The organism is Alitibacter langaaensis DSM 22999, assembly GCF_003096995.1.
GTDB lineage: Bacteria > Pseudomonadota > Gammaproteobacteria > Enterobacterales > Pasteurellaceae > Exercitatus > Exercitatus langaaensis.
In genome coordinates, this window is record NZ_QENU01000007.1 from 47,048 (window position 1) to 59,167 (window position 12,120).

The 12,120-nt window shown below is 42.9% G+C and carries 11 protein-coding genes and 1 pseudogene; 4 read left to right on the top strand and 8 right to left on the bottom strand.

All coding sequences use genetic code 11. The features are described from left to right. Positions 1 to 8: 8 nt before the first annotated feature. A complete protein-coding gene (yaaA, locus tag C8D76_RS06100) occupies positions 9 to 785 on the top strand; it encodes a peroxide stress protein YaaA (protein WP_116631906.1) in 777 nt (258 codons plus the stop codon). Between the two features lie 6 nt (positions 786 to 791). Beyond that, on the top strand, positions 792 to 1,409 hold the full coding sequence (locus C8D76_RS06105; protein WP_116631907.1) for an LptM family lipoprotein: 618 nt from the start codon (positions 792 to 794) through the stop codon (positions 1,407 to 1,409). A 112-nt stretch (positions 1,410 to 1,521) separates the two neighbouring features. Here the strand turns inward: C8D76_RS06105 and raiA are convergent, their stop codons facing one another. After that, positions 1,522 to 1,839 (bottom strand): ribosome-associated translation inhibitor RaiA, encoded by a 318-nt coding sequence (raiA, locus tag C8D76_RS06110; protein ID WP_116631908.1) that lies wholly within the window; start codon positions 1,837 to 1,839, stop codon positions 1,522 to 1,524. Between the two features lie 340 nt (positions 1,840 to 2,179). On the opposite strand from raiA, the pseudogene C8D76_RS06115 reads away from it, so the two are divergent. After that, positions 2,180 to 3,084, top strand: a pseudogene (locus C8D76_RS06115) (IS3 family transposase). A 67-nt stretch (positions 3,085 to 3,151) separates the two neighbouring features. On the opposite strand, the gene nagE reads toward C8D76_RS06115, so the two are convergent. From nagE to hinT, 7 genes are all read right to left on the bottom strand, one after another. Next, on the bottom strand, positions 3,152 to 4,606 hold the full coding sequence (gene nagE / locus C8D76_RS06120) for an N-acetylglucosamine-specific PTS transporter subunit IIBC (RefSeq protein WP_116631909.1): 1,455 nt from the start codon (positions 4,604 to 4,606) through the stop codon (positions 3,152 to 3,154). Between the two features lie 121 nt (positions 4,607 to 4,727). After that, positions 4,728 to 6,740, bottom strand: a complete 2,013-nt coding sequence (locus C8D76_RS06125; RefSeq protein WP_116631910.1) for an OPT family oligopeptide transporter — start codon at positions 6,738 to 6,740, stop codon at positions 4,728 to 4,730. Positions 6,741 to 6,775: 35 nt separating this feature from the next. Further along, on the bottom strand, positions 6,776 to 8,122 hold the full coding sequence (rsmB, locus tag C8D76_RS06130; protein WP_243405825.1) for a 16S rRNA (cytosine(967)-C(5))-methyltransferase RsmB: 1,347 nt from the start codon (positions 8,120 to 8,122) through the stop codon (positions 6,776 to 6,778). A 59-nt stretch (positions 8,123 to 8,181) separates the two neighbouring features. After that, positions 8,182 to 9,132: a methionyl-tRNA formyltransferase gene (fmt, locus tag C8D76_RS06135; protein ID WP_116631912.1), complete on the bottom strand. Its 951-nt coding sequence runs from the start codon at positions 9,130 to 9,132 to the stop codon at positions 8,182 to 8,184. Positions 9,133 to 9,197: 65 nt separating this feature from the next. Then, the gene (gene nagZ / locus C8D76_RS06140) at positions 9,198 to 10,244 is read right to left on the bottom strand and encodes a beta-N-acetylhexosaminidase (RefSeq protein ID WP_116631913.1); all 1,047 of its coding nucleotides are present in this window, start codon (positions 10,242 to 10,244) and stop codon (positions 9,198 to 9,200) included. A 1-nt stretch (position 10,245) separates the two neighbouring features. Then, positions 10,246 to 10,596: a YcfL family putative periplasmic lipoprotein gene (locus C8D76_RS06145; protein WP_116631914.1), complete on the bottom strand. Its 351-nt coding sequence runs from the start codon at positions 10,594 to 10,596 to the stop codon at positions 10,246 to 10,248. Next, a complete protein-coding gene (hinT, locus tag C8D76_RS06150) occupies positions 10,596 to 10,946 on the bottom strand; it encodes a purine nucleoside phosphoramidase (protein WP_116631915.1) in 351 nt (116 codons plus the stop codon). Before hinT ends, C8D76_RS06145 begins: the two co-directional genes overlap by 1 nt. Positions 10,947 to 11,196: 250 nt before the next feature. On the opposite strand from hinT, the gene focA reads away from it, so the two are divergent. Next, positions 11,197 to 12,057, top strand: a complete 861-nt coding sequence (focA, locus tag C8D76_RS06155; protein ID WP_116631916.1) for a formate transporter FocA — start codon at positions 11,197 to 11,199, stop codon at positions 12,055 to 12,057. Positions 12,058 to 12,120 lie beyond the last annotated feature (63 nt).

Consider the following 12,120-nt stretch of genomic DNA (forward strand, 5'->3'; position numbering starts at 1 on the left):
GACCCCTTATGTTAGCGATTATTTCCCCAGCAAAAACATTAGATTACGAAAGTGCGGTTCCAAAACTTTCCTTTTCTCAACCGCACTTAACTGATTACAGTGAGCAATTAATTCAGCTTTGCCGCCAATTTACCCCCGATGAATTGGCTTCTTTAATGTCTATTAGCGATAAATTGGCAGGGCTAAATGTGGCACGTTTTGCACAATGGCAAAAAGAACATAATGAAGAAAATGCTCGCGCCGCGCTTTATGCTTTTAAAGGTGAAGTTTATACTGGATTAGATGCTTATTCTTTAACTGCCGATGAGGTGCAATTTGCGCAATCTCATTTAGCAATGTTGTCAGGTTTATATGGTTTGCTAAAACCCCTAGATTTGATACAACCCTATCGTTTGGAAATGGGAACCAAACTGGCAAATAGCAAAGGCAAAGATTTGTATGCGTTTTGGGGAGAGATCATCACGCAATCCTTACAGCAAGCGATAGATGCGCAAGGCGATGATATTCTGGTCAATATTGCCTCTGATGAATATTATAAATCGGTGAAAGCAAGCCTGCTGAATGCACAAATTATTAAACCGATTTTCTTAGATAACAAAAACGGCAAATATAAAGTGATCAGTTTTTATGCCAAACACGCGCGCGGTTTGATGTGTCGCTATATCATTCAAAATCGACTAACGGATATTGAACAGCTGAAAGAGTTTGATTTAGGCGGCTATTGGTTTGATGAAACGAGTTCAACCGCGAGTGAATTTGTTTTTAAACGAGATATAAAAGAGTAATTGACGATGAAAAAAATATTTGTATTTTTGACCGCACTTTTAACAGGCTGTACGCTAACTGGCACGAAAAATCCCCTAGAAATTCCGCAGGATCAGCAGGTGCAATTAAACGCACCCAAAACCATTAAACATAATAATAAAACCTATAAATTAAAAGCTGATCATGATTTGGGCACCATAGCGCGCTTTGTGTATTTTGAAGGCAAAGATACCGCCACTAATTGGAACAGTGAAATTGAGTTATTGCATGATCGCAACTTTGAAAATCGTGATCTTACTGAGCGTGTAAAACTACGGGAAAAAGTGTATCAAAATACGGGCGTCAAACATTTTAATTTAGATAAGCGCGATCAGGCGTTGTATAGTTTTGTGATTTATTCCCCAACGGAAACGCAAAAAAACTGGCAAGTTAACGTAGCGCGGGGAGAGGATGTTGCAGGATGCGGTTTTGTGCAATATCAATATATTTTGAAAGTGCCTAGAACACAAAAATTAATGAATATGGGGCAAGTGAAATTAATTGGTTATTTGAAGAAATACGTCATCGACAAAGAACTGGTTCGTTTAGCGAAATTAAATTGGCGTTGGCAATGTGCATTGCCTGCTCGTTCTTCAACGAAATAATCGTTAAAAATCCACCACAGGGTGGATTTTATATATGTGGTGATTTTAGTTAAGAAAATTAAAAAAGCGTGGGAAATCCACGCTTTTATTGTATTTGTATTAATATTTTCGATTAAAAAGAATCTTTTAAGCGTTCATTTGCTCGGCGAGCTTCGCTTTTGTGTTGTAATTTATTGAGTTGGCGTTCGAGTTTTTCTTCCACAAGATTGATGGCATGATACATGTCATCAGATTCTGCGGTGGCGAATAAATTGCCGTTCGGGGTGCCGATGGTGGCTTCAACGCCAAAACCTTGTGGGAGTTTGCTTAATACAAAATGCGGGTTAATTAACTGCGTTTGCCATTTCTCCAATTTAGCTAATCTGTCTTCAATGTGAGCACGAATTGCAGGCGTAATGTCCATTTGTTTGCTTGCGATATTAAGTGTCATGGCAGTTACCTCTTTTGCTGTTAGGCGTATTGCTACGCGGTTGACTTTGATTAATTACAAAATATGCCTATCTGCATGCCTTTTCAAGTAGTTTATTCATTGCCAATGGAGTAATTTTCAAAAATATGATCTGGATCGCAAAACCATAAAAAAATCCTTTTTTTTCCGAACAAAGCCAGTTAGCATATAAAAGCCAAATGGCTATGAAATTAGTTATGAAATGCCAATATGAATATGGCATAAAAGTAAAATACATGTGATATAAATAAAAGGGGACGTGAAATGATCTGACCCCAAAAGTTGGACTAACTAACTAACTGATTAAGGTGCAGATTTTTTTATGACTAAATATACTCAAAGTTTCAAACAACAAGTACTCGACTTTTATCTTCAAAATGGAAAAAATCGTTCGCTTACTCGCCAATATTTTCAGCTTACCAAAGCACGTTATAGCGCTGGATTGCTAAATTTAATCATAATGGAATCAATGGATTAGCGGTGTTAGGTAAAAAACGATGTTATTCTGTTGAATTTTAATTAAAAGTCATTCAAGCTATTCAAAAGGACAGTATTCCGCTGAAGCCGCGTGCTTTCACTTTGATATCCCCAATTCAGGAATCATTAGCCAATGGTTGCAAACCTTCGAAAAACAAGGTATAGAGGGGTTGTTACCCAAACCTAAAGGTCGTTCAAGTATGAAACGAAAATATCCTAAAATGCCACCGAAGCCCAAAACGGAAGAGGAACGCTTGCGTTACCGAATTTGGGAATGAGAAGCGGAGAATACCATTCTAAAAAAGTGGCAGGAACTCAACCAACAAAAAATACAGAGAAAGCTGTCATCGTAAATGCCTTGAGCTCGCGTTTTCCGTTGGAGCTATTACTCAGGTTAATCTGATTGTGATGACACAGGTAGTGAAACGCTTGAGTGGGGCAAAACCGATACGCCATTCCGACCAAGGATGGCAGTACCAAATGATAGGTTATAGGAATATATTGAAAAAAAAACACGGTATTAATCTAAGCAAAGCATGTTGAGAAAAGGTAACTGCCATTGATAATGGGGCGATGGAAAGCTTTTTCGGGCGATTAAAGACAGAATATTACTTTGGCAAGCTGTTTTAGACGTTTGAACAGCTTGAAAAAGTGATTCACGAATACATTCATTACTATAATAATGAGCGTATTCAAGTGAAGTTAAAAGGACTAAGTCCTGTGGAATACAGGAGTCAGTCCTTGAATTAAAATAGAGTCTAACTTTTTAGGTCAGATCAAAAATCCCCCTCTTTTTAAACGAGGGGATTTTTATTGCTTAAACATGTTTCATAGCATCTGCAACTAATTCTGCTTCTGCGCCGAGGATCACTTGTAAACCATTTCCGCCTAATTTTACTACGCCTTTTGAACCAAGCTGTTTGAGCATTGCTTCGTTAATTTTGCTCATGTCGTTGATAGTGAGCCGTAAACGGGTGATACAAGCGTCAATATTGGCAATGTTTTCTTTGCCACCAAGTGCCTCGATAAATTTGGCGGCGCGTTCGGCACGAGAGATATTATTTTGCACATTTTGCGCTTCACTTTCATCTTCTTCACGACCTAATGTTTTTAGGTTTAGGGTTTTAATCATAACGCGAAAGACGACATAATAGATGATAGCAAATACTATGCCTTGCGCAATGAGCATATACCAATGCACGGCTAATGGGTTGCGTGATGATAGTACCAAATCGACTAATCCCGCGCTAAAGCCAAAGCCTGCGATCCATTGCATTGAAGCGGCGATAAATACTGATAATCCCATTAACAATGCGTGTACTAAATACAAAATTGGCGCAACGAACATAAAGGCAAATTCTAACGGTTCGGTAATACCTGTAAAGAATGATGCCAATGCTGCTGCGAACATAATGGATGCCACTTGGGCTTTTTTAGCAGGTTTTGCACTGTGATAAATAGCGAGTGCCGCAGCAGGCAAGCCAAACATCATGACAGGGAAGAACCCTGCTTGATACATACCTGTGACTCCGACTACCCCCGTGCCTTCTGCGATTGATTTTGCACCGCCTAGGAAGTTTGGAATATCATTAATTCCTGCAACATCAAACCAGAAAACAGAATTCAAAGCATGGTGTAAGCCGACAGGAATTAATAAACGATTGAAGAAACCGTAAATACCCGCACCGAGTGTGCCCATATCCTTAATGGTTTCGCCAAAGGAAACTAAGCCGCCAAAAATTGCTGGCCATACATAAAGTAAAGCGTAAGATAATGCAATCATCACAATTGAAACGATAATTGGTACCAAGCGTTTTCCGCTAAAGAAAGCGAGCGCTTTGGGTAATTCTACTTGGTGGAATGCGTTATAAAGTTCAGCGGAAATCACCCCAACAAGAATGCCCACAAACTGATTGTTAATTTTTGTAAAGGCAGCAGGCACTTGTTCTACTGGCACACCAAGCAATTGTGCGGCGCCTGCTGGTGACAGTAGGGTGGTGACTACTAAATAGCCCACTAAGCCTGATAATGCAGCAGATCCATGTTTATCTTTCGACAAGCCAAATGCCACACCCACAGCAAATAAAATTGCCATATTATCAATAATCGCTAAACCAGATTTAATGAGCAACGCGGCTAATTGGCTATTGGTGCCCCAGCCATCGGGATCGAGCCAATAACCGATCCCCATTAATACTGCGGCAGCTGGTAACGCTGCCACAGGCACCATTAACGCGCGCCCAATTTTTTGTAAATAGTTAAGAATATTCATCATATTTTCCTTTGGTATACAAAATGGCGGGATTGTAGCACAAGGTCATATTTCACCAAACAAAAAGTGCGGTCAAAATTCTTCAAGAAAATTGACCGCACTTTGTTTTGTCATTGACAGATTAGCGTTTGGCGCGGAATACGCGTAATGCGTAAATTGCCATGCCGATGACAAATGCCAATAAGCCTAAAACTTCTGCTGTACCGTCCCAGTTTTCGAGATCGAGAGCTAATGGTGCGTCGCTGCCGCCTGAGGTGACGGAGCCTGCAATAATAAATGCGAGCAAGACGCCAATTAAGCTTTCGCCGACAATTAAGCCCGCGGCAAACAATGTGCCATAGCGTTCTGCTTTTTTCTTCATTTCAACGGCATCTTTACCTGATTTGCGAGCATAATTTTCGATGTGGCGGTTGATCAACCAAGCGAGCAATGCCCCTACGAATAGCGGTGCGTTCACCACTGGCGGTAAGTAAATTCCCATACCCACGGCTAATGCAGGTAAAGCATATTTGCCGTTGCTTGATTTTTTCAACAGCGCGTCAATGGCGATCACGGCAACCCCTAACGCAATGCCTGTGTAAATGTATGACCATTCAAGATTATGTGCGAAAATCCCGTTAGAAATTGTCATCATCAATGTGGCTTGTGGCGCGGATAGCGCTTGTGCGGCATCCATGCCTTCGCGTGGCATTGCACCGCTGAAACCATAAGCGTTGAACAACAGTTCAAGCACAGGCGAGATAACAAATGCACCCACGATACAGCCAATAATTAAAGCAGTTTGTTGGCGCCATGGTGTTGCATCGACTAACTGACCCGTTTTCAAATCTTGCAAGTTATCGTTAGAAATCGCCGCCGTCGTTACCACAATCGAACAGGTGAAAATGGTGAGTGCGGTTAAGAAACGTTGACCTTCCACTGTATCCATTAAACCAACACCTTTACCCAACGCCATTAAGACGAGGGAAGTGATAACCACAGAAATAATACCGATGCCTGAAATTGGGCTAGATGACGAGCCTACAAGCCCTGCCATATAACCACATGCCGCGGCGACAAAGAAGCCGATGACCACGGCTAGCACCGTACAGACCACGATTAATAACATCGATGTTTCTGCCGACAATGCTACTGGTTTGATAAATTCATAAAGAGCTAACACGATTAACACGGTGCTGCCTAGCGTGATTAAACTCATCGCTTTAGGGGAAAGATCGCGAGAAGTGCGGTCAGTTTCTTGAATATTTTTATCGCCTAAGGCACGGAACGATTGGCGCATGCCTTCAAGCATAGGTTTAAGCAAAATTAATAGTGTCCAAATGGCGGCGATCCCGATAGTGCCAACGCCAATAAAGCGCACTTTGGTTTTCCAAATATCCATCGCATAACCAATCATATCGCCGTCAACAGGCATTGGCGCTGCGGCGCTGAAATAAGGCACAGCCACGCCCCATGCCAGCACGATACCGATTAAAATAGCGATACCGCCCACTAAACCGACCAAATAGCCCGCACCTAATAATGCAAGAGAAAAGCCCATTGGCACTTGGAAAATAGCGTTGCCGCCTTTAAACCATAGACTTGCACCATCGGCGATTACGCGTAGCCCATTTGTTAAAAAGCTGACAACCGCAGCTAAAATACCACCCGCCGCAATTTCTTTAATGCCACTTTCGCCATTTTGGCTGTCATCATGTCCCGCTTTAAGAATTTCTGCGGCGGCAACGCCTTCAGGATAAGGCAGTGTACTCTTCACCACCATAACGTGGCGCAATGGCACGGTGAAAATTACCCCTAAAATCCCCCCAGCCATACAAACTAACAGGGTTTGCCAGAACGGGAAACCTTGCCAATAGCCCATCATTAACATCGCGGGTAACACGAAAATAACGGAAGATTGCGTCCCTGCTGATGAAGCTTGGGTCTGCACCATATTATTTTCAAGGATATTAGAACCCGGAAAGAATTTCAGCACAGCCATAGAAATTACAGCAGCAGGAATGGACGAGGCGAAAGTCAAACCAACTTTCAAGCCTAAATAAACATTTGACGCGGTGAATACCACCGTAATCAATGCACCGAGCAGCATTCCACGGAATGTGAGCTCTTTTAATGTGGGTTGATGATTTATCATATTTACTTCTCTTGTTTAATTTAAAATGCTTTTATCTAAGCGAGCTTGCGTAATTTAGCATAATAAAAGCCATCGCCACCAGATTCAGTTGGCAGAAATTGAAAGCCGACCGCACTTTCTTGTTGGCTGAATGGCAGCGGTTCTAATTTGGCATTGGGGGTTTCCGCTAAAAAACGCATAATTTGCTGGCTATTTTCTTCAGGCAACAGGGAACAAGTGGCGTAAAGCAAAATGCCATTGGGTTTTAATGTTGCCCAAAGTGCGGTCAAAATTTGCTGTTGTAATGCCACTAATTGCGCAATATCGTTTTCTTGGCGAAGCCATTTTATGTCGGGATGACGGCGAATAACGCCCGTTGCCGAGCAAGGCGCATCAAGCAAAATTCGGTCAAATTGGACCGCACTTTTACGCCCGATAATCTGTTCTGCAACGTCGGGCAACCAAGTGTGCGGCTCAGTTGCATCGCCACAAATTACCAAGGCTTTTTGCTGCAAGCGCGCCAAATTTTCGCGCACACGTTTAAGGCGACTTTCTTCCACATCTAAAGCCACCACTTTTGCCGCAGGCGCTTGCTCTAAAATATGCGTAGTTTTCCCCCCGGGGGCGGCGCAGGCATCTAAAATCAGCTCGCCATTTTGAGGCGCTAACAAAATCGCCGACCATTGCGCGTGCAGATCTTGCACCGTTGCCCAACCGTCCGCAAAGTGCGGTAAATTTTGTACACTTGTCGGGTTTTCTAAACGTAAAGCCAGAGGATTATCCGCGCTAAAGGCTTGAATTTCGCTTTCTGCTAATAATAATTGACGATAGTTTGCGGTGGAGCAATGTTGCTGATTAACACGGATCCACATCGGCGGTTTTTGATTATTGGCATCAATAATCTCACGCCAATTGGGGTAGGCTTTTTTCAATTTGTTGACAAACCAGTCGGGATGATTGGTTTGCCAGTTTTTATCCACAACGGCAAGGAGTGTTTCGCGCTCACGCAGAAAACGGCGCAACACGCCGTTCGTTAATCCACGAAAATTATCGGATTTCAGATCCTGTGTGGCGTTAACCGTTTCGTTGAGCGCAGCGTGTTCAGGCACGCGCATATAAAGAAGCTGATATAAACCCACGAGCAATAAACAATGCACGATGCGGGTTTTGCCCTTGAGTGGTTTATCGACCAAAAGGCGAATAATCCATTCAAGGCGCGGCAGCACACGGCACACCCCAAAACAAATTTCTTGCGATAATGGCAGATCTTGCGGTTTGATCTTGCTTTGCATTTCAGGAAGCAGGGTTGAAAGCGATTTTCCTTGATCTAATACTTGCAAGATAATTTGCGCCGCCAATGCGCGAACGTTGCCATTCGCTAAAAGTGCGGTCGATTTTTTCATTTTTTTCTCAGGCTTTGCCGTGTTATTGTTCTGAGCGAACGGTTTCTTGTAATGGGTTCTCATAACTGGCTACCTACCGCAAACCAGTCGCCACGGCCGTTTAAGAAATCTTGTACGCTCATCGGTTTTTTGCCAGATGGCTGTAATTGCGTGATGTTTAACACCCCATCGGTAGTGGCAATTTGCAGCCCTTTTTTGTCGAAAGCCAACACGCTGCCTGCAGGTTTGTTTTGATGCGGCAAAACTTCTGCTTGATAAACCTTAATGCGTTCTTCACGGCCATTTACCACAACCGTTAAAAATGCGATAGGCGCAGGATTAAAGGCGCGAATGTTACGTTCGAGCTGAGCGGCAGAAAGCGACCAATCTAATTTGGCTTCTTCTTTAGTGAGTTTGTCCGCATAATTGCTTTGCTGATCGTCTTGGGTTTCTGGTGGGAATTTGCCACTTTCTAAATGATCCAACACCTCAATTAATGCTGGCGGTGCGAGTTCTGCCAATTTGCCATAAAGGGTGGCGGAAGTTTCATTCGGCGCAATATCACAATAGACTTTATGCAGCATATCGCCCGTGTCTAAACCTTCGTTCATCTGCATAATGGTTACTCCTGTTTGCGCATCGCCTGCCCAAATTGCACGTTGAATTGGCGCAGCCCCACGCCAGCGCGGCAACAGCGAGCCATGCACGTTTAAGCAACCTACGCGTGGCGCTTCGAGCACAGCCGTTGGCAGAATTAAGCCATAAGCGACCACCACCATTACATCAGCGTTTAATGCTTTTAACTCGGCTTGTGCTTCCGCATTGCGCAATGATTTGGGTTGGTAAACGGGCAATTGATGTTGCTCTGCTAGCTGTTTGACAGGGCTGGCTTGCAGTTTTTTGCCGCGCCCTGCAGGCTTGTCTGGCTGCGTGTAAACCGCAACGACATTGTGTTGCGAATTGAGTAAGGCTTGTAAATGTTGAGCGGCAAAATCGGGCGTGCCGGCAAAGATAATATTTAAGTTTTTCATCATAAAGTGCTACGTCAAAAAAGTGATTATTAATGTTATGGTTAGCTTATGGAGAATAGGCGATGCTAACCTTTTTTCGCTAACCATTCTTGTTGGAAAGCAGAGAGTTCTTGGTGATTTTTGCGCCAGCGTTCCGTTTTTGTGAGTTCATCCCAACTGAATGATTTTTGTTTGAATAGACGCTGTAATCGGCGCTGACGGGCTTCAAAGTGCGGTCGAGTTTCATCAAGTTTTAGTTGATCGAGCACTTGTTCCACGCCCTCAGGTTCGTTGCAAAGTAGCAGCAAATCACAGCCTGCCGCTAATGCTTTTTCACTGCGAGCGACAAAATCGCCCATAAAACCCGCGCCTTTCATACCGAGATCATCAGAGAAAATGGCTCCGTCAAAGCCAAGCTGTTGGCGCAGAATTTGCTGTAACCAATAACTTGAGCCGCTAGCAGGCTGACTGTCGCATTGGGTGAAAATTACATGGGCAGGCATAATGGCATCCAGTTTGCCTTGCGCAATGAGCTGTTGGAACGGCTGAATATCTCGCTCAAAAATGACCGCACTTGGGCGTTCATCATAAGGCGTTTCTAAGTGACTATCCGCTAACACATGACCATGTCCCGGAAAATGTTTGCCAGTGGTTGCCATGCCAGCCTGCTTCATGCCACTAATATAAGCAGAAGCCAGTTGAATCGCGGGTTCCACTTCGCCGCAGAAACTACGATCGCCAATCGCCTTGCATTCATGTCCAAGATCTAACACAGGGGCAAAACTAAGATCGATATTCAATGCAGTCATTTCAGCCGCCATTTGCCAGCCTGTTTCTTCGGCAAGGCGTAATTGCTGCTGCGGATCTTGCTCTAGCACGGCAAAGGATTGCATCGCAGGAAGTTGGGTAAAGCCTTCACGAAAGCGTTGTACTCTGCCACCTTCTTGATCGATTGTGATCAGCAGATTTTTTTTCACCCGCTGGCGTATTTCTTTAATTAAGGCTTGGATTTGTTCGCGATCATAAAAGTTACGGCTGAACAGAATCAAGCCCGCCACCAAAGGATGTTCGAGCAGTTCTACTTCTTGTTGTTGCAGACTTTGACCTTTGAGATCGATGATAAGCGTTGACATATTAATTTCTTAAATATAAGCGGTAATTGACGCTTTCAGGAGTTGGTTTAATTAATTCAATATTTTGTTTTTGCTGTGGTTGCAGCAATAACGAACCGCTGAAAGCTTCTTGTTGGTCATTTGCAGGTTGGGTTACGCCATTTTCAGCATACCAAAATACGTCATAACGCACGGTAAGTGGTTGCTGACTTTTATTTTTTACCCAAGCAGAATGGCTGCCAGCACTGGCATCAACGTAGGGATTTAACGCCGCATCAATGTTTAAAATAGGCTGGTAAGTATGCACTAAGTTTGGTGCGGAAGAGCAAGCTGCAAGCAAAAGTGCGGTTAAAATAAAGAGAAATTTTTTCATTATTTTGCCAACATTTTGCCTAAAGGTTCGCCGCCAACTAAATGCATATGAATGTGGAAAACTTCTTGTCCGCCGTGTTTGTTGCAATTCACGATTAGGCGATAGCCTTCTTCAGCAATGCCTTCTTGTTTGGCGATTTTTGCTGCCACGGTGAACAAACGCCCTAGGCTGACTTCATCTTCTGAGGTGATGTCATTGACGGTTGGAATCACTTTGTTAGGGATAATCAGAATATGGGTTGGCGCTTGTGGGGCGATATCGCGAAATGCGGTAACAAGTTCGTCTTGATAAACAATATCCGCTGGGATTTCTTTGCGAATGATTTTGCTGAAAATAGTTTCTTCTGCCATCGGGTTTTCCTTGTAAAATTTGGTAATTTTTCACCGCACTTTTTAACAGAAAATGAGCGAAAAGGCAATTTTAGCACGACAGAGTTTGATCTAGCGCAAGTTTGTTCTTTTTAGCATAAAATCTTTTTTTACTTTGAGGTCTGATTCCCATATAATAAACAAATCTTATAAATTTTAAAAAATTGTTGAATTTGCAGTTTGTTCATTTTTTGCATAAAATAAACAGGCTCTCATTGATAAGGTATAACCGATGACAACTGAAGAAAAGATGTCTACTGTGGCTGCAACGCCGACCGAAATGGCGCAAATTGGTGAAGATGCAGGTGCGTATAAAGCCAGTAAAAATCAATTCTATTCTTTCCTTTCTGCAATTTCTGCAGGTGCATTTATTGCATTAGCTTTCGTTTTCTATACTACAACACAAACTGGCACCGCAGGCGCACCTTGGGGTTTAACCAAATTGGTGGGCGGTTTAGTGTTCTCATTAGGCGTGATTATGGTGGTGGTTTGCGGTTGCGAACTCTTCACTTCATCTACAATGACGATGGTCGCCCGCGCAAATAATCGAATCAGCACATTCCAAATGCTACGCAACTGGGTAGTAGTGTATTTCGGTAACTTTGTCGGCGGTTTGTTTATAGTTGCTTTAATTTGGATGAGTGGTCAAATTATGGCAGCCAATGGGCAATGGGGTTTAACAATTTTAAATACGGCGCAACATAAAATTCATCATACTTGGTCAGAAGCGTTTGCCCTTGGTATGTTGTGTAACATTATGGTGTGTTTAGCCGTGTGGATGACTTACGCAGGCAAAACTTTAACAGATAAAGCCTTTATTCAAATTTTACCAATTGGTTTATTCGTTGCTTCAGGCTTTGAACATAGTGTGGCGAATATGTTTATGATTCCAATGGGAATATTAACTGCACATTTTAGTGCGCCAGAATTTTGGCAATCCATTGGCTTAAATCCAGAGCAATATGCGGATTTAGATCTTTATCATTTTATTGTGAAAAATTTAATTCCTGTCACTTTAGGAAATATCGTGGGTGGTGGCGTATGTGTTGCGTTAATGCAGTGGTACACCAATAAACCACACGCTCATCACTAATAATCGTTTTGGCGTAAGTGCGGTCAAAAAATGTTGTATTTTTCACCGCACTTGCAAGGTTTC

Excerpts from the sequence above, each read along its gene's own strand:
- yaaA (WP_116631906.1), top strand. The coding sequence starts at position 9 with ATGTTAGCGATTATTTCCCCAGCAAAAACATTAGATTACGAAAGTGCG.
- C8D76_RS06105 (WP_116631907.1), top strand. The coding sequence starts at position 792 with ATGAAAAAAATATTTGTATTTTTGACCGCACTTTTAACAGGCTGTACG.
- raiA (WP_116631908.1), bottom strand. The coding sequence starts at position 1,839 with ATGACACTTAATATCGCAAGCAAACAAATGGACATTACGCCTGCAATT.
- nagE (WP_116631909.1), bottom strand. The coding sequence starts at position 4,606 with ATGAATATTCTTAACTATTTACAAAAAATTGGGCGCGCGTTAATGGTG.
- C8D76_RS06125 (WP_116631910.1), bottom strand. The coding sequence starts at position 6,740 with ATGATAAATCATCAACCCACATTAAAAGAGCTCACATTCCGTGGAATG.
- rsmB (WP_243405825.1), bottom strand. The coding sequence starts at position 8,122 with ATGAAAAAATCGACCGCACTTTTAGCGAATGGCAACGTTCGCGCATTG.
- fmt (WP_116631912.1), bottom strand. The coding sequence starts at position 9,132 with ATGAAAAACTTAAATATTATCTTTGCCGGCACGCCCGATTTTGCCGCT.
- nagZ (WP_116631913.1), bottom strand. The coding sequence starts at position 10,244 with ATGTCAACGCTTATCATCGATCTCAAAGGTCAAAGTCTGCAACAACAA.
- C8D76_RS06145 (WP_116631914.1), bottom strand. The coding sequence starts at position 10,596 with ATGAAAAAATTTCTCTTTATTTTAACCGCACTTTTGCTTGCAGCTTGC.
- hinT (WP_116631915.1), bottom strand. The coding sequence starts at position 10,946 with ATGGCAGAAGAAACTATTTTCAGCAAAATCATTCGCAAAGAAATCCCA.
- focA (WP_116631916.1), top strand. The coding sequence starts at position 11,197 with ATGACAACTGAAGAAAAGATGTCTACTGTGGCTGCAACGCCGACCGAA.